Annotated in this window: 15 protein-coding genes and 2 pseudogenes; 10 read left to right on the top strand and 7 right to left on the bottom strand. The window is 61.8% G+C overall.

Going from position 1 to position 19,288, the window contains the following annotated elements; translation table 11 throughout:
- Nucleotides 1-212: 212 nt before the first annotated feature.
- The 4 genes from NP503_RS28415 to NP503_RS28430 all read left to right on the top strand — a co-directional run bounded on the left by NP503_RS28415 (nt 213) and on the right by NP503_RS28430 (nt 5,306).
- Complete coding sequence (locus tag NP503_RS28415; RefSeq protein WP_127272184.1) at nt 213-1,334, top strand: ATP phosphoribosyltransferase regulatory subunit; 1,122 nt, start codon at nt 213-215, stop codon at nt 1,332-1,334.
- Nucleotides 1,331-2,029, top strand: a complete 699-nt coding sequence (gene hisG, locus NP503_RS28420) for an ATP phosphoribosyltransferase (protein ID WP_127272183.1) — start codon at nt 1,331-1,333, stop codon at nt 2,027-2,029. Before NP503_RS28415 ends, hisG begins: the two co-directional genes overlap by 4 nt.
- Before the next feature lie 331 nt (nt 2,030-2,360).
- Nucleotides 2,361-4,133: an AMP-binding protein gene (locus tag NP503_RS28425; protein WP_127272182.1), complete on the top strand. Its 1,773-nt coding sequence runs from the start codon at nt 2,361-2,363 to the stop codon at nt 4,131-4,133.
- A gap of 69 nt (nt 4,134-4,202) precedes the next feature.
- Nucleotides 4,203-5,306: a calcium:proton antiporter gene (locus NP503_RS28430; protein WP_127269260.1), complete on the top strand. Its 1,104-nt coding sequence runs from the start codon at nt 4,203-4,205 to the stop codon at nt 5,304-5,306.
- A gap of 420 nt (nt 5,307-5,726) precedes the next feature.
- Here NP503_RS28430 and NP503_RS28435 read toward each other — a convergent pair.
- From NP503_RS28435 to NP503_RS28445, 3 genes and pseudogenes are all read right to left on the bottom strand, one after another.
- Nucleotides 5,727-5,924, bottom strand: a pseudogene (locus NP503_RS28435) (DUF899 family protein); the annotation flags it as partial.
- A gap of 373 nt (nt 5,925-6,297) precedes the next feature.
- Nucleotides 6,298-6,882, bottom strand: a complete 585-nt coding sequence (locus tag NP503_RS28440) for an N-acetyltransferase (protein ID WP_206517178.1) — start codon at nt 6,880-6,882, stop codon at nt 6,298-6,300.
- Between the two features lie 459 nt (nt 6,883-7,341).
- Nucleotides 7,342-8,025 carry a glutathione S-transferase family protein gene (locus NP503_RS28445; RefSeq protein ID WP_127269670.1) on the bottom strand — a complete coding sequence of 228 codons (684 nt, stop codon included), beginning with the start codon at nt 8,023-8,025 and terminating at the stop codon, nt 7,342-7,344.
- Between the two features lie 348 nt (nt 8,026-8,373).
- On the opposite strand from NP503_RS28445, the gene NP503_RS28450 reads away from it, so the two are divergent.
- Complete coding sequence (locus NP503_RS28450; protein WP_164748887.1) at nt 8,374-9,267, top strand: SMP-30/gluconolactonase/LRE family protein; 894 nt, start codon at nt 8,374-8,376, stop codon at nt 9,265-9,267.
- Between the two features lie 45 nt (nt 9,268-9,312).
- On the opposite strand, the gene NP503_RS28455 is transcribed toward NP503_RS28450, so the two are convergent.
- Both NP503_RS28455 and NP503_RS28460 read right to left on the bottom strand, forming a co-directional pair.
- A complete protein-coding gene (locus tag NP503_RS28455; protein WP_127269668.1) occupies nt 9,313-10,236 on the bottom strand; it encodes a LysR family transcriptional regulator in 924 nt (307 codons plus the stop codon).
- 205 nt (nt 10,237-10,441) lie between these two features.
- Nucleotides 10,442-11,119 (bottom strand): MIP family channel protein, encoded by a 678-nt coding sequence (locus tag NP503_RS28460; RefSeq protein ID WP_013530368.1) that lies wholly within the window; start codon nt 11,117-11,119, stop codon nt 10,442-10,444.
- Nucleotides 11,120-11,300: 181 nt separating this feature from the next.
- On the opposite strand from NP503_RS28460, the gene NP503_RS28465 reads away from it, so the two are divergent.
- The 5 genes from NP503_RS28465 to NP503_RS28485 all read left to right on the top strand — a co-directional run bounded on the left by NP503_RS28465 (nt 11,301) and on the right by NP503_RS28485 (nt 17,153).
- Nucleotides 11,301-12,590 carry an RsmB/NOP family class I SAM-dependent RNA methyltransferase gene (locus NP503_RS28465; RefSeq protein ID WP_127270409.1) on the top strand — a complete coding sequence of 430 codons (1,290 nt, stop codon included), beginning with the start codon at nt 11,301-11,303 and terminating at the stop codon, nt 12,588-12,590.
- 126 nt (nt 12,591-12,716) lie between these two features.
- Complete coding sequence (locus tag NP503_RS28470; protein WP_013530371.1) at nt 12,717-13,175, top strand: PaaI family thioesterase; 459 nt, start codon at nt 12,717-12,719, stop codon at nt 13,173-13,175.
- A gap of 141 nt (nt 13,176-13,316) precedes the next feature.
- Entirely contained in the window at nt 13,317-13,985 is a 669-nt protein-coding gene (locus NP503_RS28475) for a 5'-methylthioadenosine/S-adenosylhomocysteine nucleosidase (protein ID WP_127270410.1), read from the top strand.
- Between the two features lie 55 nt (nt 13,986-14,040).
- Nucleotides 14,041-15,603 carry a glutamine-hydrolyzing GMP synthase gene (guaA, locus tag NP503_RS28480; RefSeq protein WP_127267909.1) on the top strand — a complete coding sequence of 521 codons (1,563 nt, stop codon included), beginning with the start codon at nt 14,041-14,043 and terminating at the stop codon, nt 15,601-15,603.
- A gap of 293 nt (nt 15,604-15,896) precedes the next feature.
- Complete coding sequence (locus tag NP503_RS28485; protein WP_127267910.1) at nt 15,897-17,153, top strand: site-specific integrase; 1,257 nt, start codon at nt 15,897-15,899, stop codon at nt 17,151-17,153.
- Between the two features lie 119 nt (nt 17,154-17,272).
- Here the strand turns inward: NP503_RS28485 and NP503_RS28490 are convergent, their stop codons facing one another.
- Nucleotides 17,273-18,607, bottom strand: a complete 1,335-nt coding sequence (locus tag NP503_RS28490) for a hypothetical protein (protein ID WP_127267911.1) — start codon at nt 18,605-18,607, stop codon at nt 17,273-17,275.
- Nucleotides 18,608-18,781: 174 nt separating this feature from the next.
- A pseudogene (locus tag NP503_RS33450) lies at nt 18,782-19,215 on the bottom strand (TfuA-like protein).
- Nucleotides 19,216-19,288 lie beyond the last annotated feature (73 nt).

The raw sequence follows: 19,288 nt of genomic DNA on the forward strand, positions 1-19,288 counted from the left end.
CCCCCTCTAGGGGGGAGATTGGCAGCTTGGCCGAAGGCATTCTCCTTGCAACCTTTGAGATTGGCGAAAGCCGAGCCGACATCTGATCTACCCCCTAGAGGGGGAGATGCCCGGCAGGGCAGAGGGGGGCGCCGTAGAGCGCCGGCCTTCGCCTGGATCGTTGGCGCCTCTGGTTTGGGACCAGAGGGTCGTGCAGCACTGAGGTCAGCAAGTTGACCTCCCGCACCCCCGCCATCTCCACCGACATCACCAACCTCTTCGCCACGCGCAACACGCACGCCGTCGAGGTCGCCATATTGCAGCCGGCGGACCCCTTCCTCGACATGGCCGGCGAGGATTTGCGCCGCCGCATCTTCCTGACCGAAAGCGAGACCGGCCAGACGCTGTGCCTGCGGCCGGAATTCACCATCCCCGTCTGCCTCGACCACATAAGCTCGCAGGCCGGCACACCCCGCCGATATTCCTATCTCGGCGAGGTGTTTCGACAGCGCCGCGAAGGCGGCAACGAGTTCTTCCAGGCCGGCATTGAGGATCTCGGTGACCGCGATACCGCTGGAGCCGATGCCCGCTCGGTAGCCGACGCGCATGCGCTGCTGTCGCTGGTGCTGCCTGGTCAGGCGCTGGCGATCACGCTAGGCGACCAGACCATTTTCGAGGCGGTTCTGGCTGCCCTCGGCCTGCCGCGCGGCTGGCGCATGCGCCTTGCCCGTGCGTTCGGCTCGGCGCCGATGCTTGAGACGGCTCTCGCCGATCTCGCCAACCCGCCGCGCAACGGCCAGCTTTCCGGGCCGGTCGCCGCCCTCGTCCTCGATGGTGATCTGGACGGTCTTTCCGCCCATATCGCCAGCGGCATGGAAGAGGCGCGCCTGTCGGCGTCCGCCGGACGCGCGCCGTCCGACATTGCCCGGCGGCTGATCGAGAAAGCCGAGTTGCGCAGCGTTCGGTTGTCGAGCGGGGCCTTTTCCGCGCTGAAGGATTTTCTGGCGATCGACGTTCCGCTTGATGGCGCGGCCCAGGCACTGGAGACCTTCGCCACCGGCGCCGGGCTGTCGCTCGATGTCGCGCTGGAAAAGTTCGCTGCCCGCGCCAAGGCGATCGAGGCGCACGGCTTGCCGGCCGATAAAATCCGCTACGACGCCGCCTTCGGCCGCCCGCTCGATTACTACACCGGCCTGGTTTTCGAAATCGCGGCCGACAATGGCGACCGGCCGCTGGTCGGCGGCGGCCGCTATGACCGGCTGCTGACCCTGCTTGGCGCGAAGACGCCTATCCCCGGCGTCGGCTTTTCCGTCTGGCTCGATCGCATCGAGGCATTGCGGGAGACGGCGCCATGATCACGCTGGCGATCCCGTCGAAAGGCCGACTGAAAGAACAGGCGCTGGAAGTACTGGCCAAAGCCGGCCTCGCCGTCAGCCTGCCCGGCGACGAGCGCAAATACCACGCCCGCGTCGAGGGCCTGGACGATGTCGAAGTGGTGTTCCTGTCGGCTTCCGAAATATCAGGGGAGATCGGCCAGGGCGCCGTCGATCTCGGCATCACCGGCGAGGACCTGGTGCGTGAAAACCTCGCCGACTGGGAGAGCCGCGCCGAAATCGTCGCCCGTCTCGGCTTCGGCAATGCCGATGTGGTGGTTGCCGTGCCGGACATCTGGCTCGACGTCGACACCATGGCCGATCTCGACGACGTCGCCGCCGATTTTCGCCAGCGCCATGGCCGGCGGCTGCGCATCGCCACCAAATACTGGCGGCTGACGCAGCAATTCTTCTCGCAGAAGCACGGCATCCAGGTCTATCGCATCGTCGAAAGCCTCGGCGCTACCGAAGGCGCGCCGGCGGCCGGTCTGGCCGATGTCATCGTCGACATCACAACCACCGGCTCGACGCTGCGCGCCAATCATCTCAAGGTGCTGGGCGATGGCCTCGTCCTGCGCTCGCAGGCCTGTCTGGTGGCGTCGAAGAAGACACGGGCGGCGGCCGATGAAGCGGTCCTGCGCGACATCGCGGCGAAGATGGCGGCTGCGGTCGGATAGGAATTATTTCCTTGACCGGTGAGGGCAGCTATGCTACATTTTTGCCCATGGTGCTGATTTGCGCCGGTGACCCGCCGCCCAGGCGGGTTTTTTCGTTTTGGCGCGCTTCGTCAGCCAACGCGAAGCTCCGAAGCATCGTTGACCGGATCGTTGCCCTTTCACGACCATCGGCGGGATTTCCTCCACTCCGGCAGGCTGATAGGCTCGGCTAATGCATGTCGCCCAAAGTGATCTCGGTTTTGGGAGAACGACATGCATAAAAACAAGGACCTAGAACGCGTCGCATGATTCTGTTTCAGCGCGACGCACTTAGTCCCGGGAGGAGAGAGCGATGCCGGTCAATCTCGACGAGCTGAAGAACGCCAGCAATCTGCGCGGACCCGGCGCGCGTGCTGGCGGTGTCTTCGTCGCACCCGTCGACAACAGGGCGCATGTCTCTGGCGAACGCAGCGTGCCGCTGCTCGACAAGACCATCCCCGCGCTGTTTTCCGACACCGTCAGCAAATACGGCACGCTCGACGCCGCTGTCTTCGTCGATCAGGACAAGCGCTTCACCTGGAGCGAACTGTCGGACACGGTGGACGCGCTGGCTGCCGGCTTCCTGGCACTGGGGTTGGCAAAGGGCGATCGCGTCGGCATCTGGTCGCCCAACCGCTGGGAATGGCTGGTGACGCAGTTCGCCACCGCCCGCATCGGCCTGATCCTGGTCAACATCAACCCCGCCTATCGGTTGACCGAGCTCGACTATGCGCTGAACAAGGTCGGCTGCAAGGCGCTGGTCACCGCTGCCAAGTTCAAGACGTCAGACTATCTCGGCATGATCGAGACGCTGGCGCCCGAGATCGCCAAGGCCACACCGGGCAAGCTCAAGGCGCAGAAACTGCCGGCGCTGAAGATCGTCATCCGCATGGGCGACGAGAATTCGCCCGGCATGTTCAATTTCGGCGACGTGCTGGCCATGGCCGGGCGTGACGAGCATGACAGCCTCGACCGCATCTCGGAGAAGCTGAAGCCGGGCGAGGCCATCAACATCCAGTTCACCTCAGGCACCACAGGAGCCCCCAAGGGCGCGACGCTGACCCACAACAACATCGTCAACAACGGCAATTTCGTCACTTCGGCGATCAAGCTGACCGTCGACGACCGGCTGTGCATACCGGTGCCGCTCTATCACTGCTTCGGCATGTCGATGGGCACGATGGGCTGCGTCACGAAGGGCGCCACGATGGTTTTCCCGGGCGAGGGCTTCGATGCCGGCGCGACGTTGAAGGCGGTGGCTCAGGAACGTTGCACCGGGCTCTACGGCGTGCCGACCATGTTCGTCGCCCTGCTGGATCATCCGGATTTTTCCGCCTTCGATCTCTCCAGCCTGCGCACCGGCATCATGGCCGGCTCGCCATGCCCGATCGAGGTGATGAAGAAGGTGGTGTCGCTGATGCATATGGAACAGGTGACCATCGCCTACGGCATGACCGAGACCAGCCCGGTGTCGTTCCAGAGCGGCGTCGACGACCCCTTGGAAAAGCGCGTCTCGACCGTCGGGCGCATTCACCCCCATGTCGAGGTCAAGGCGGTCGATGCCGATGGCGCTACCGTTGCGGTCGGCGTACCGGGCGAGCTTTGCACGCGCGGCTATTCGGTGATGAAGGGTTACTGGGACGACGACGACAAGACCCGCGAGGCGATCGACAGCGACGGCTGGATGCACACCGGCGACCTCGCCACCATAGACGCCGAGGGCTATTGCAACATCGTCGGCCGGGTCAAGGATATGGTTATCCGCGGCGGCGAGAACGTCTATCCCAGGGAGGTCGAGGAATTCCTCTACCGCCATCCAAAGGTCAAGGAGGTGCAGGTGTTCGGCATTCCCGACGCCAAATATGGCGAGGAGCTGTGCGCCTGGATCGTGCTCAAGCCCGGCCAGATCTCCACCGAGCAGGAGGTCAAGAACTTCTGCGCCGGCCAGATCGCCCATTACAAGATCCCCCGCCACATACGCTTCCGCACCGAATTGCCGATGACGGTGACCGGCAAGCCGCAGAAGTTCTTGATGCGCGAGGCGATGGTGGAGGAACTGGGGCTGGTGGCGCAGAAGACGGCGTGAACGGGTGAACGCTTCGATCTGTCGGTGCGCGAATGCAGCCACGGTTCGCAGCAGCGCGCAGGGGCTTGCATGAGCGGTTTCGGACGTTCGGTGACTTCGTATGCGATGCCCTTGGCCGCCTTGGTGATGGCTGTCGCCGTCAGAGCCGGCGGACTGTCGGCGGACGAAGGTTCGCTGAGCGCCAGGATACTCGTCGGAGCGCTTTCGAGTGCGATTATGTTCACCACCATTTTCGTGGTCCTCGACCACGCCGAGGCGGTGGCTCGGCGTGTAGGAGAGCCCTACGGCACATTGGTGCTGACTTTTGCCGTGACGGCAATCGAGGTGTCGATCATCGTTTCCATGATGCTGCATGGAGAGAACAACCCTACGCTTGCACGTGAGTCTGTCTTTTCAACAGTGATGATTGCATCCACCGGCGTCGTCGGCACCTGTCTCGCGCTTGGCGGCTGGCGTCATCGCAAGCAGGCAATTGTTCGACAAGGGACCAGCGCATATCTCGCGGTTCTGATCGCGCTGACCATCATGACGCTTATTCTGCCAACCTACACACAAGCTACGGGGCCGGGCACATTTTCGGCAGCTCAACTTGGCTTTGTGAGCGTGCTTTCGGTGCTGCTTTATGCAAGTTTTGTGTTCGCGCAGACTGTCCGCCACCGAGAAGACTTTGTCGAAGGGCAGGCCCACGGTGTTTCGCTGCGGACTGCCCCTCACGAAAGCGTCTTTGCCGGCGCATTGCTGCTTTTGATCGGGCTGATTGGCATTGTCATGCTCGCCGAGCAGGTCGCCGCAAGCGTCGAGGATACGCTCGTTGCCTATCAGGTGACCCAGGCTGACAGCATTGTGGGGGCATTGATCGCCGGGCTGGTTTTGATGCCAGAGGCCATTTCGGCGGTTCGCGCTTCACTCAACAATGAGCTGCAACGCGGTTTGAATGTCGCGATGGGTTCCGCTTGCGCCACAATCGGTTTGACAATACCGGCGGTCGCGGCCGCCAGCCTGCTGACGGGAAGAGGGTTAACCCTGGGGCTTCCAGCGACTGACACAGTGCTTTTGATTTTAGCGCTCTTCATATGCAATGTGAGTTTTAGCACTGAAAGAACAACATTCTTGACGGGCGCTGTCCATATCGTGGTATTTCTTACATATATATTTCTTATATTTGTACCATGAAAACTTGGCCCAGGCTGGCAATTAGATACAGTGGCGCGACTGGTCGTCAACGGACTGCTTGGGTTCTTCAGTCTGGAAGCCGACAGCGAACTGCAGCCCGTTGCCTGAGATGGCGTTTCCGCTTCCGCACCGAATTGCCGATGACCGTGACCGGCAAGCCACAGAAGTTCCTGATGCGCGAGGCGATGGTGGAGCAACTGGGGCTGGTGGCGCAGAAGACGGCTTGAGGGCTGGCTTCGCGGTGCGGCTGGGTTGCTTTGAGCCAACTGTCGACGACGGCGACGAGGTAATGACGTCTCAATCGGGCCGAGAGCGGACTGGCGGCTTTGGGCGGCTTCCGCACAAAGCTGCCGGCCGTGAGCCGTGACGCAGAAAGGCTCATTTGTCATCCGAGCGTCATTCCACGGCTTCCCGGAGTGGCTACTCGTATCGATCGTGGCGACGTACCCAGTCCATTCCCTCCTTCTCGTTGCGGCCTTTCGGCATGAGGTCGAGCATGGCGTAGGTGCCCATCATCACCTCAACGCCGCGCCCGTAGGTGGAGTAGGTGCGAAAGACCTCGCCCGCGTGCTTGAAGAAGGCGCTAACGCCGGGCCATTCCTCGCCGGTCTCCCGCCATGGGCGTTCCCCGTTGCTGCAAACATCGTCATTTCCGGTCCTCGGTCGAATTCGGCGTTTCCAACGGTTGCGATCCGGAAACGCTATTTCGGACGGAGGCCAGATGGGAGTTACAAGTGTGACGTGATTTCAATGGGGGCCGTCTGCAGAATGGCGGTTCACCGCGCGGCAAGCGAGATAGCTGTCATAAGCTGATCTATAGGCGGGCAGCGGCCCTATCATCCCGCGAAGTTGGCACAGTTGCCAAGAGGTGCCCGCGATCCGCTTTCCCACCGGCGAGAAGGGCCAGGTGTGCGGCTTCGACGGTGTGCTCGACAGCTCCGTGGACGCCCTGAACGTCCCACAGGGTCAAACTATCTGATCAAACTGACGCTTAACGAGGTCGCCGCAGCATCGGGATGAGCGTCGGCGACGAACCGACCTGGATCGCGCCGAGCGATTCGAAGCCGTGCCGCTGGTAGAATGATATGTTGCGCGGGTTCGAGGATTCCAAATAGGCCGGCGCGTGATCGCGGTCGCACTGCGCGAGTGCGTACGCCATCAAGGCATCGCCGTGACCTTCGCCTTGATGCGCCGGGTCGACGCCGATCAGGGGCAAGTACCAATGCGGTTCGGTCGGGTGGTACGTGGCCATCTGCTCGAATATGGCCGCGGTTTCAGGGGCGAGAGAGGATTCAACCGTGCTCTCGATCACGGCGCCAAGCTCTTCCTCGTCGGAATGCACGCCGGGCGGCAGCCACAGCGCCGTCCCGGCGTAGCCGTCGGTGCAAAAGGCGCTTCCGTTAGAGAATGCCCTGCGCCCGAACGCGCGGGCCATTCGCGGCATGGCTGCAAGGTACGGGTGTGCATGCGGCCAGGTCCACCGCGCCATAGGGTCCGCTGCAAACGCCAGCACGATTATCTCGACCGCTGAATCTTCATCGGCTGCGTCCATAACTCTCACTGTCGGCGACTTCACGCTGCCCTCCTGACGTAGGTGGTTCGACGAGGCGCCCGCGCCCGTTCTCAGCAACGCATCGTAACCCGGATGGAGTGGGAGCGATACCGGTTGCTGTCGGCTCAGCGGTTCTGGAAAAGCTGAAGCTGCCCGGATCGTGCTCAAGCCCGGCCAGATCGCCCGCGACAAGATCCAGCGCCACATCCGCTTCCGCACCGAATTGCCGATGACGGTCACCCGGCAAGCCGCAGAAGTTTTTGATGCGAGGCGATGGTCGAGGAACTGGGGCTCGTGACGCAGAAGAAGGCTTGAGGGCTGGCCTCGCGCCGACGTCGAGCCGTGAACTCGATTGGCGTCTAATATCGCTGGGTCGTCCAGGCTGACATTGCACTGCATTGGTTGGGCATCCGAGCATCGCACTGAACCCGGCCGCCAGCGGTGCTCGAATCCACCGGCAGCAGAAACTGCCGGTGGCACGGGTCATACGGCATCTGCCTCGTTTTGCGGGAACATGGCGCGACGTGATTCCGCATCGAGATCAGCCTTGAAGGTATGCCTTGCCTTCATGTCCAGGGCTCGCTGGACCGCAGGGCGCTTGGTCGCCTCGTCCATGAAGCGCACGACATTGGGATAGTCGCCAAGACCCTTCTCGCCGAATGCATATCCGGCGGAGGCGGCCCAGCCCCAAAGCGCCATGTCGGCGATCGTGTACTCGTCGCCGGCCAGATAGCGGGCCTTTCCAAGCCGACGGTCCAGAACCGCGTAGTGGCGCTCGAGCTCCTTCACGTAACGATTTTTCGCATAGGCGATATCTTCCGGCGCGTAATGCAGAAAGTGGATTGCCTGGCCGGAAAACGGCGATAGGCCCGTTGCCACGAACTGAAGCCATGACAGCATCAAAGCCTTGGCCTTCAGTTCGCCCGGAATGAATTTTCCGTGCTTCTCGGCGAGGTAGAGGAGGATGGCGTGGGAGTCGAATATCGTCACCTCCCCGTCAACCATCGCCGGCACCTTGCCATTTGGATTGATCTCCCTGAATTCCGGCGTGTGCTGCTCGCCTTTGAAGATATCGACCGGCGAGACGTCGAAGGGCAATTCCAGCTCTTGCAGCAGCACCGCCACCTTCATCGAATTCGGCGTGGCGTGAAAATACAGATTGAGCATCTTTTTCTGTTCCATCGTTGAACATCCACCCAGTCCGCCCGATCGGCGTCTGCTGATGTTGAGCGCCTGAAACATGCTGGCCTGCCCGCCACCACGCCAATCGATCTTGCGGATTGGTGGCATCGAGCCCGTTCATGGCAGGTCGGGCGATCGGACGGGTTTGGATTTTGACAAGTCCCAAACCCATGAACGCGATCGATTCGTCTCATCGTGAAACGCGATTTCTCGAGGCGCGCTCAGAGTTCTAGAGCGGTGACATCAACCGACCGAAAGGAACCAATCATGATCTCTCGTTCTCTAATGTCTGGCGTCGCAGCCATGATTCTCTTCAACATTGTATCGCCATCGATGGCCGGCAGCACGGCTCAGGGGATTTCGTTCGCCTCCGACCAGAGTTATCCGGAGAGCATGACATGGTCGGCCAGGCAGGACACCTTTATGGTCGGCTCGGTGCGTCATGGCCTGGTGGCCAAGGTCGACAAAACCGGGAAGTACACGGTGTTCGTGCACGATGCGAGGCTGGTTTCCACGGCGGGTCTGCTCGTCGACGACAAGCGCAACACGCTTTGGGTGACGAACTCCGACCCGGGCGTCGGCGATCGCACCGGTGCGGCGAGCAAGGGCAAGCTTGCGGCGGTGGCCACCTACGATGCCACGACCGGCCAGCCTCGGGCCTATTACGATCTCGGCAGCCTCAGCGAAGGTACGCATTTTGCCAATGACATCGCGCTCGATGCCGACGGAAACGCTTATGTGACCGACAGTTTTGCTCCGATCGTCTATCGGATCGACACAGCGGGCAAGGCGGCGATCTTTGCGCAGGATCCACGGTTCACGAATGGCGACGGCTTCAAGCTGAACGGCATCGCCTGGCACAAGGATGGCTATCTGCTCGTGGGCAAATACAATACGGGTGAGCTGTTTCGCGTCAGTATCGCCGACCCCCGCACGGTCGAACCGGTTAAACTGCCCGAGGCCCTCACGGGTGCCGACGGCATTCAGTTGATCGATGACCAGCACCTCATCGTGGTGCAGAACCTGGGCGCAGATCGCACCGTCGAACTGGTATCCGCCGACGGGTGGGCATCGGCGACGATTGTCCGGCAGGAGCGCAGCATCATGTCGATGCCGACGGCCGCGGCGATCTTGGGCGACGATGTCTACGTACTGAATTCGCGGCTCGACACGCTGTTCGATCCGGCTGCCGACAAGGTTGGCGACTACCTGCTTCAGAAGCTCTGATTGCACGGCATGTGGTAGCCGGAACGATTGCGTGGTGTTCGGCCACTACCCCTCGTGACCGCTGCGAGCGCTCTGTATCACCAGTTTGCGCAGCCATATGTGGGCGGGGTCGCTGCGCATTCGTGGGTGCCAGAACAGGTTCATGGCGAACGGCGAGAGCTCCAAGGGGGCTTCGAACAGATCGAGAACTTGAGCGAAGCGCCTCAGGAAACGCCGGGGCAGGGTGCAGATCAGATCGCTGTTTTCCAGAACGAGCGGGGCCAGTGCGTAGCTCTGGATGGAGACCGTCACATTGCGCGAGCGGCTGATCTCGGCAAGCGCGTCGTCGATCATCCCTGCAAAATGCCCGCCGCTCGTCGAAATGAGCAGATGGTCGAGGGCACAGAATTCGTCCAGGGTGATTGACCCCTTGCCACGCGGATGGCCGTGCCGCTGGGCGGTAACGAATTCTTCTTCGAACAGCTTCTGCCCGATCAGACCACTCGAACCGTCTTCCGCGGCTCCGATGAAGAGATCGATGTCGCCCTGCTCCAGATGCTCGACGATCCTCGGCTTGTTGGGCACCGTAAAGGCGACCTTTGCGTTGGGAGCTTGGGATTTGAACCGCGGAATGAGGTCCGGCGCCAGGATCGCTGCCGGATTGTCCGTGGCGGCAATGCGATAGACACGTTTGCTTGTCGCGGGGTCGAACAGATGAGCAGTATTCACGAAATCGCTCAACCGTTCGAGCAGCCGGGTGAGTTCGGGCTCAAGTGCCAGAGCGTGAGGCGTCGGGATCATTCCCCGTCCGGACGCCGCCGTTGTGAAGAGGGGGTCGTTCAGCAATTGACGCAGACGCGTCAGGCGGGCCGACAAAGCCGATTGGGTAATGTTCAATCTCGCCGCCGCATGGGTGACGTTCTGGTGCTTCAACAGCGCGTCGAGTGTCAGCAGCAAGCCAATGTCGAAATCCGATAGCCGTTTTGTCAATGGGACCTCGAACCAGCAGGCGCTATTCAATCGGTAGCTCTAGACTAGCACGGTTCCGGGTTTGAAGGGCATGCGGTTCCAGTCAACAGTCAGCCGGCGTGGCCGGATTTGACCACCCATACTGAGGTCTGTTCGGCCTCTTGCACCAACCATCTAAGGCGCGGGCCATGGCCCGCGCCTTTTCATATTCAGCCTTCCAAAGAGCTCAGTCCTTCTCGAAGATGCGCGCCTTGGCGACCACACCGGCAATGGCGCCGCCGATCAGCGGTGCAACGATGAACAGCCAGAGCTGACCGATCGCGGCAGTTCCCGAAAACAGTGCCGGACCGATCGAGCGGGCCGGGTTGAGCGACGTGCCGGTCACCGGGATGATGGCGAAGTGCAATCCTGCCAGCGTCAGGCCGATGACCAGTCCGGCGAACGCCGTCGAGTGCTTTTCAGCCGTGACGCCAAGGATCACGGTGACGAAGGTGAAGGTGCCGATCACTTCCCACAGGAATGCCGAGCTGACACCCCATTTCGTCACATCCCAGCCATTGGCGCCGAAGCCGGTGGTGTGTCCGCCAACCTGGCCGGAAACGATGATCCACAACGCCAGCGAAGCAAGGACGCCGCCGATGACCTGCGCGATCCAGTAGGGGATCACGTCCTTGGCCGGCAGCCGGCCGGCAAGGAAGACGCCGAGCGTCACCGCCGGGTTGAGATGCGCGCCCGAAATCGGGCCGATCGCATAGGCCGCCGCGATGAGGCCGATGCCGAACGCCAGACCGATGCCTTCCTGGCCGAGCGGCAGCGCGCCGCCGAAGCCGCCCGTCACCACAGAAGCCGTACCGATGAACACCAATAGAAATGTGCCTAGAACTTCCGCCAGATAAGTCTTCATTGCCCTCTCCTCGTGTCGATCCGCCGGTCCACCTTTGCGCGCCGCGAATCACAACCGGAAGAGTATTCGCAACCAGAAAAGTTGGAAAGCAGAGCGGTTGTGCAGGCCGACCTGCTTGTGCGCGCCGGTTGCGCGCTCTAGAGCAGGGCCGGAATAATTTTCTGCGTGACGGAACAAGACCATGCGACTGGGCGGACGGCTGGCTGCGGCCATCGAAGTGCTGGAAGACATCGGCCGGCGCCACCGGCCGGTGGCGGACGCGCTGAAGGATTGGGGCCTGTCGCATCGCTTCGCCGGCGGCGGCGACCGTGCGGCGATCGGCAACATCGTCTATGACGCCTTGCGCCACAAGCGTTCCGCCGGCTGGCTGCTGGGGCAGGACACGCCGCGCGCCATCGGCTTCGGCGCGCTGCTGCTCGAATGGCGCCAGACGGCACAATCGCTCAACGAGGCGCTCGATGGCGACAAGTTCGCACCGCCGCTGCTGACCGCCGCCGAGCTTCAGGCCATCGCCGAACGCCGGCTTGACGATGCGCCGGCCGCGGTGCGGGCGGATGTTCCGGACTGGTGCGCGCCGCTTTTCGAGCGAGCCTTTGGCTCGACCTGGGCCGACGAGGGCGCCGCGCTGGCAACGCGCCCGCCGCTCGACCTCAGGGTCAACACCTTGCAGGCCAACCGCGACAAGGTACTGGCCGAACTGACGGGAACCGGCGCGAAACCCTCGGCAATCGCGCCACACGGCATCCGCATCCCGCCGATCGACGGCGACGGCCGGCACCCGAACGTGCAGGCCGAGCCGGCTTTCCAGAAGGGCTGGTTCGAGGTCCAGGACGAAGGCTCGCAGATCGCGGCCGCCCTTGCCGGGGCCGAAGCCGGCATGCAGGTGCTGGATTTTTGCGCCGGCGCCGGCGGCAAGACGCTGGCACTGTCGGCTTCGATGGAAAATCGCGGCCAGATCTTTGCCCATGATGCCGAAAAAGCACGGCTGGCGCCCATCTTCGACCGCATCCGCCGCTCTGAAAACCGCAATGTCCAGATCGTCACCAAGCCGGCCGAACTCGCGCCGCTCGGCAACCACATGGACATCGTGCTGGTCGACGCGCCTTGCACCGGCAGCGGCACCTGGCGGCGCCGTCCCGATGCCAAATGGCGGCTGACGCAAAGGCAGCTCGATGCACGCAAGGGCGAGCAGTCGGCGATCCTCGATGCGGCCAAAGTCTATGTCAAACCAGGCGGCCTGCTGGTCTACATCACCTGCTCGGTGTTTGATGAGGAAAACGGTGAGCAGATCGCGGCCTTTCGGGACCGTAACAGCGGCTTTGTTCCCGTCGACCACCGCCAGCTCTGGGACAGCCGTTTTCCCGGCCATGAGGCAGCCGCACGCATCGGCGCCAGAGGCGACATCTCGCTGTCGCCGGCGCTCAGCGGCACCGATGGGTTTTATCTCTGTGCGTTACGCAGATCGGCCTGAATCCTATTCCTGACGGACGCGTGGCGCCGGCCGGCAGGCCAGGTCGATTGTGCAGTGCAGCAAAAGCATTTGCCTGCCGTCCATGCCTCTGCAATAAGCTTATCCGCGTAAAGGAAGGCAGCGGCAATGGCAGCAAAGATCGTACCCGCCCCGGACTATGAGGATCGCGTCAGGACCTCCTTCGCGCGTCAGAAGGCGATGGCCACGATCGGCGCCGAACTGACGCTGGTGACGCCCGGTATTATCGAGATCGAGATGCCCTATTCGGCGGCATTGACCCAGCAGCACGGCTTCCTCCATGCCGGTGTCATTTCGACGGCGCTGGACTCGGCCTGCGGCTATGCCGCCTTTTCGCTGATGCCGGAAAACTCCGGCGTGCTGACCATCGAGTTCAAGGTCAACCTCCTGGCGCCGGGCAGGGGCGAGCGCTTCCTGTTCCGCGGCTCGGTGACGAAGCCCGGCCGCACCATCATCGTCGCCGACGGCCAGGCCTACGCCTTTGCCGCCGACGGCGAGGCCAAGCTGATCGCCACCATGACTGGCACCATGATGACGGTGGTCGGGCGTGATGGGATTGAAGGGTGAGTGGCCGGTTCGCCGCAGGCGAATTCATCGTGCCGGTGGCACGATGAAAGGCCACGAACGCCGGGAGCTGCCGGAGGCAGCGGGTCCCGGCGAGCGGCGGTGCAGATAAGCAGATGATCGGGCGGAGAGGAATAAATCATCATGGCCGATAAAATCTCGCGCCTGTCGGGCAAGGACGTCCTCTTCGTTATGGCGGCGCAGGCCGAATACGGCCCGCACCTCAAGCAGCTGTTCACGCCGCTGATGACCGGTGTCGGTCCGGTCGAGGCCGGCGTCAGGCTGGGTGCTGAACTCTCCTGGCTGAAATCGCAAAAAGCACTGCCGGATCTCGTTGTTTCGCTCGGTTCAGCCGGCAGTCGGACGCTGCAGCAGACGGAAATCTACCAGGCGGTTTCGGTCAGCTACCGTGACATCGACGCTTCGCCGCTCGGCTTCGAGAAGGGCGCCACCCCCTTCCTCGACCTGCCGGTAACCGTGCCATTGCCCTTCAAGATACCGGACATCAAGCAGGCGACCCTGTCGACCGGCGGCGCGATCATCACTGGCGCGGCGTATGATGCTGTTAGCGCCGACATGGTCGACATGGAGACCTTCGCCTGCCTGCGCGCCTGCCAGCTGTTCGACATTCCGCTGATCGGTCTGCGCGGCATTTCCGACGGGGCGGCGGATCTCAGGCATGTCGGCGACTGGACCGAATATCTTGAAGTCATCGACGAGAAGCTGGCGGACGCCGTCATGCGGCTCGAACGGGCGATCGGCGACGGCGCCCTTCGGACGGAACCACCCCATGAAGATGCCGGACCAGCCTGAAAGTCGGGCTACGCAACCCATTGCGTCGACTCGTTTCTTTCTCTAAACGCTCGCCATGAAAACAGCCAATCATCCCGACACCGTCCTGATTGTCGATTTCGGCAGCCAGTTCACCCAGCTCATCGCTCGCCGCATCCGCGAGGCCGGTGTGTTTTCCGAGATCGTGCCGTTCCAGTCGGCCGAAGCGGCATTCAAGCGCATCAATCCGAAAGCCGTGATCCTGTCCGGCGGTCCGGCTTCGACCGGCGATATCGGCAGCCCGCGCGCGCCGCAGATCGTCTTCGACGCCGGCGTGCCGGTGCTCGGCATCTGCTATGGCCAGATGGCCATGTGCGTGCAGATGGGCGGCGTCGCCGAAAGCTCCGACCATCGCGAGTTCGGCCGCGCCTTCGTCGAGATTCAAAAAGACAGCCCGCTGTTCGAAGGCCTGTGGGCGCCCGGCCAGCGCCATCAGGTGTGGATGAGCCATGGCGACCGCGTCATCTCCTTGCCCAAGGGCTTCGAAGTGTTCGGCAAGTCAGAGGGCTCGCCCTTCGCCATCTTCGGCAACATCGAGCGCAAGATGTACGGCATCATGTTCCACCCCGAGGTGGTGCATACGCCCGACGGCGCCCGGCTGCTCAGGAATTTCGTCCACAACATCGCCGGCATCGAGGGCGACTGGACCATGCGCGCCTACCGCGAGCACGCGGTCGAGACGATCCGCAAGCAGGTTGGCAAGGGCAAGGTCATCTGCGCGCTGTCGGGCGGCGTCGATTCTTCCGTTGCGGCGCTGTTGATCCACGAAGCGGTTGGCGACCAGCTGACCTGCATCCTTGTCGACCACGGCCTGATGCGCAAGGACGAGGCCGCGGGCGTGGTGGCGATGTTCCGCGAGCATTACAATTTGCCGCTCATTCTGGTGAACGCGTCGGACCGTTTCATTGACGCCCTCGAGGGCGAGTCGGACCCGGAGAAAAAACGCAAGACCATCGGCCGGCTGTTCATCGAGGTGTTCGAGGAAGAGGCCAAGAAACTCGGCGGCGCCGAATTCCTGGCACAAGGCACGCTCTATCCCGACGTCATTGAAAGCGTCTCCTTCTCCGGCGGCCCGTCGGTGACGATCAAGTCGCACCACAATGTCGGCGGCCTGCCCGCGCGCATGAACATGCAGCTGGTCGAGCCGCTGCGCGAACTGTTCAAGGACGAGGTGAGGGCGCTCGGCAAGGAGCTCGGCCTGCCCGAAAGCTTTATCGGCCGCCATCCATTCCCCGGCCCAGGCCTCGCCATCCGCTGCCCAGGCGGGATCACCCGCGAAAAGCTGGAGATCCTGCGCGAGGCCGATGCCATCTATCTCGACGAGATCCGCAAGGCCGGCCTCTACGACGCCATCTGGCAGGCCTTTGCCGTGCTGCTGCCGGTGCAGACGGTCGGCGTGATGGGCGACGGCCGCACCTACGAGTTCGTCTGCGCGCTGCGTGCCGTCACCTCGGTCGACGGCATGACGGCGGATTTCTACCACTACGACATGGCCTTCCTCGGCGCCGCCGCCACCCGCATCATCAACGAAGTCCGCGGCATCAACCGTGTCGTCTACGACGTGACGTCGAAGCCGCCGGGAACAATCGAGTGGGAATGATTCAGGCCTACTCAAACGCCGCCGAGAATACGCCAATCTGCGATGTAACATACTGAAAACGAAAATAAATCCTTTCAGAGACAATCAGCGACAATCGGCACGCAGAGATTGGCTTTGACGGGCCGCCTGACGGACCTTCCGCATATTGCCCCCCCGAGTTTTTCTAAGTACCGTCAGAGCCAATGAGGCTTGTGACGGTACTTTTTTGTGCCTTAAGGCATTGAAGAAAAAAGGAACTTTCTGTCACGAAGCTTCGAAATTGTACTGACGGTACTTTTTAGGAGGCAATGGGTATGCTGACGGACGCCGCCCTTAAGGCACTGAAACCAAAAGAAAAAGCCTACAAGATTGCTGACCGTGACGGCATGTACATTCGCGTCATGCCCAGTGGCACGATCTCGTTTCGGCTGGATTACAGGCTGAATGGACGCCGTGAGACGGTCTATCTAGGCAGATATGGCAGAGATGGAATCTCGCTCGCGTTGGCACGAGAGAAGTGCCTTGATGCCAAGCGCGCCGTCAGCGAGGGACGTTCGCCGGCGATCGAGAAACAGCGCGACAAGCGCCGCCTGAAAGAGGCAAAGAGTTTCGGCGAATTCGGCGAGAAGTGGCTCGCGGCCGCGCCGATGGCCGACAGCACGCGCGCCATGCGACGCGCCATCTTCGAACGGGAGCTTCTTCCGGTCTGGCGCAATCGCTTGCTGACGGAGATCACGCCCGATGACCTGCGGGCCCATTGTGGCGCGATCGTTGAACGCGGTGCTCCGGCGACCGCCATCCACGTTCGAGACATACTGAAGCAAATCTACGGCTTCGCGATCTTGCATGGTGAGAAGGTCGCCAATCCGGCCGAAGAGGTTGGACCGGCATCGATCGCCACCTTTGTTCCAAAGGATCGCTCGCTTTCGCCCGCGGAAATTCGAGTGATGCTGAAGCAGCTGGAGCATATCGCTACACTCCCCACGATCCGTTTGGGAATGCGGCTTTACCTGCTCACTATGGTGCGCAAGAGCGAGCTGCAGGACGCGGTATGGGACGAGGTCGATTTCGAAAATGCGGTCTGGACGATCCCGAAGGAACGCATGAAGCGCTCGAAGGCGCACAATGTATACCTGTCACGCCAGGCGCTCGACATTATGATCGCCCTAAAGACCTGCGCGGGAAATTCCAGATACTTGCTGCCGTCGCGGTACGACGCAGATGCTCCTATGTCGCGCGCCACCTTTAACCGGGTCACGTACGCCGTCATCGAACGCGCGAAGTCCGAGGGGCTGCCTCTGGAGCCGTTTACGGTTCATGACCTGCGGCGCACGGGCTCGACGCTGTTGAATGAACTTGGTTTCAACAGTGATTGGATTGAAAAGTGCCTGGCGCATGAGGACGGGCGCTCGTCGCGCGGTGTCTACAACAAGGCCGAGTATGAGGTGCAGCGTCGGCATATGATGCAGGAGTGGTCGGACATTTTGGACGCCTGGGTCCAAGGCAAGAAGTATGTGCCAACGCTCATCCCGCCGTCGATGCCGATCTTGCAGGCCGACCCGGCGTTTTGACTGGAGCCCCGGTGTTGCCTTCACGCGACGCGTCTTGACAATTGATCAACGTTTCCGCTGCCAGAGTTGGTGCAATCGCCACATCGCCTTGCTTGTCCGAGCGCCGTCCGGACCACCAGCTACGGGCTTGGGCAGATTTTCTCGACCTTGCCCGAACAGACGGACTTCAGTTTCACCAGACTTGGAAAGTAGTCTGCCAACGGGGCAAATTCTTTTGCAAAGCAGCCGTTGGCGTCGGGCCAAAACCATGGTCCCCCCTTCGGTTCGGGAGGCCAGTGCCCGGGAGGCATGGTCCTGTTAGCGGCCATCTCGATGATGCTGCTGCAGAACTTGTGGTTCGTCGTCACTTGGGGCAGGCCGTGGCACCTGAAACACCCACCTGCGTCTGGGGGAACGATCGGGCCAAAATTAGACCAAGGCTCGGGTTCGTCCCCAAGACCGACAAACTCAAACGTTTGCGACTTCGGCACGTCCTCCGCGTACATTGACTTGATGGTCTGACTAAGCATCGTCTTCGGGTGCACAATGAACGGGTTATTGCCGAGGCGGCAGACGTTGCAACGATCTTCACCGTCTTTGGGATGCACCAGTTCACCGAAATCCCGCGTCTTGAAATCATCCCAGGTGATGCGGCTCGTGCCGGAACCTTCGTAGACAATGTTGTCGAATAAACACGCCTTCTTTTGCAGCTTGTCTGCACAGATCGTGCCGACATATTGCACAGGCCAACCGGGTTTGCGCCTGACGAGCGCTACGCAGAAACCGCCGGAGATATCATCCCTATAGGTCCACACCTCGGCGTCAGTCCAATCTGAAGGGAAGAAATACCTATGTGTTTCGGAACCGAGGTCCTCCCTATGGACCCAGCGCTTGTCCGCCGCGAATGAGCCGGGCACGGGTACTCCCGCATCGCGACACGCCTTCAGGTATGCTGGAACGTCGTCGCGGAATTTCGCCTCGCCCACTGCGGGCCAGCCACTCTCCGTGAGCGCGGGGCCGGCACCTTGTCGCTCGATGATGTCTTTGGCCTTTTGCCATTTGCTGACGAGCCGGCGAGCAACATCTCGCTGCTGTATGGCAGCATCGGTGTTCGCCAGAGCCGCTGCAAGTTCGATCTGCACAAAGCTTCTTTCTGCCTGCTGCGCCCGCGAAACGACTGGTCCCTTGAGCGTATCGATCATCTGCCTGTATCGGTCAGACGCTTCTTCAACGAGCAGCCCTTCGACGCAACCGCGAGCGCGTTCCAGCAGCTCCCCGCGATTCTTGTCGGTGACGTTGACCTCTACTCCTGAGGGCACTTCGAAAATGCCGCCATACGCGGCGACGAGATCACATGACATGGCCAACGAAGAGAGGCTTCCTGATCCTTCATCGGCCGCCATCAATAGGGTCGAGACGTAAGCGACGATCAGCAACGCCCCAGAGGCTGCGACGGTTCTCCAACGCATCAGCATTCAGTTCCTGACAAGCTTGAGCAACCGGGCCGAAACGGTGTGTGAAGGAAAGTCCCTGTAGCGATATTGCATGAAGATGTTTCGCCGAGCCTGTCGATCAGCAAAAGGGCATCGCGGGTTTTCACTGCGGGTCCGCTTGCGGCGATCCAGCGAAGCGCGGCCTCCTGAAGCCCTTTATGCATGCCTGCTTCGTCCAATACCTGTTTCCAGGTCCGCGACTTGAAATGGGTCTTGCCGGCTACAGCCATGACGGCGGGCGAGCGAGCCGTCCAGAATGTCCGCCGCAACCATTCGCTGCAGAACGTCGGCCACATCGACGAGCGGAACCGTCAGCGGCAGATAGCCAATCTCTGCCGGACCATGAATCATGGCGACATCGGCATCGGCACTGCGGCGTCCTGTGAGATAATCCTCGAAGACTTTCCGATGCCGATCATCCCGAACTGCCAGCATTCAGCTGCTCTGAGGGCACCCATGCTCGCCGCACCGAGTAGGCGGCAGCCGGCGTCAAGCGCGAACAGAATTTCCTTGTGCCATACTGCAGGTCCCGATTCGAATAGGCCGTCGATCAACCCGATGACCTTGCGCCCCTCGAGCACCGCGCGCATGACATCGCCGCACCGGGCCGGTGGCGCAATGTCAAACGCCTGCCCACCTTGCACACCAGCGAGCGCGATACAG

This window comes from Mesorhizobium sp. SEMIA396 (genome assembly GCF_024518615.1).
In the GTDB taxonomy this organism is placed as follows: Bacteria; Pseudomonadota; Alphaproteobacteria; order Rhizobiales; family Rhizobiaceae; genus Mesorhizobium.

Bases quoted from the DNA above. Each gene is read 5' to 3' on its own strand.
- NP503_RS28445 (WP_127269670.1), bottom strand. From the start codon at position 8,025: ATGCTCAATCTGTATTTTCACGCCACGCCGAATTCGATGAAGGTGGCG.
- NP503_RS28470 (WP_013530371.1), top strand. From the start codon at position 12,717: ATGGCAGCAAAGATCGTACCCGCCCCGGACTATGAGGATCGCGTCAGG.
- guaA (WP_127267909.1), top strand. From the start codon at position 14,041: ATGAAAACAGCCAATCATCCCGACACCGTCCTGATTGTCGATTTCGGC.
- NP503_RS28490 (WP_127267911.1), bottom strand. From the start codon at position 18,607: ATGCTGATGCGTTGGAGAACCGTCGCAGCCTCTGGGGCGTTGCTGATC.
- NP503_RS28465 (WP_127270409.1), top strand. From the start codon at position 11,301: ATGCGACTGGGCGGACGGCTGGCTGCGGCCATCGAAGTGCTGGAAGAC.
- NP503_RS28450 (WP_164748887.1), top strand. From the start codon at position 8,374: ATGGCCGGCAGCACGGCTCAGGGGATTTCGTTCGCCTCCGACCAGAGT.
- NP503_RS28485 (WP_127267910.1), top strand. From the start codon at position 15,897: ATGCTGACGGACGCCGCCCTTAAGGCACTGAAACCAAAAGAAAAAGCC.
- NP503_RS28475 (WP_127270410.1), top strand. From the start codon at position 13,317: ATGGCCGATAAAATCTCGCGCCTGTCGGGCAAGGACGTCCTCTTCGTT.
- NP503_RS28425 (WP_127272182.1), top strand. From the start codon at position 2,361: ATGCCGGTCAATCTCGACGAGCTGAAGAACGCCAGCAATCTGCGCGGA.
- hisG (WP_127272183.1), top strand. From the start codon at position 1,331: ATGATCACGCTGGCGATCCCGTCGAAAGGCCGACTGAAAGAACAGGCG.
- NP503_RS28460 (WP_013530368.1), bottom strand. From the start codon at position 11,119: ATGAAGACTTATCTGGCGGAAGTTCTAGGCACATTTCTATTGGTGTTC.
- NP503_RS28430 (WP_127269260.1), top strand. From the start codon at position 4,203: ATGAGCGGTTTCGGACGTTCGGTGACTTCGTATGCGATGCCCTTGGCC.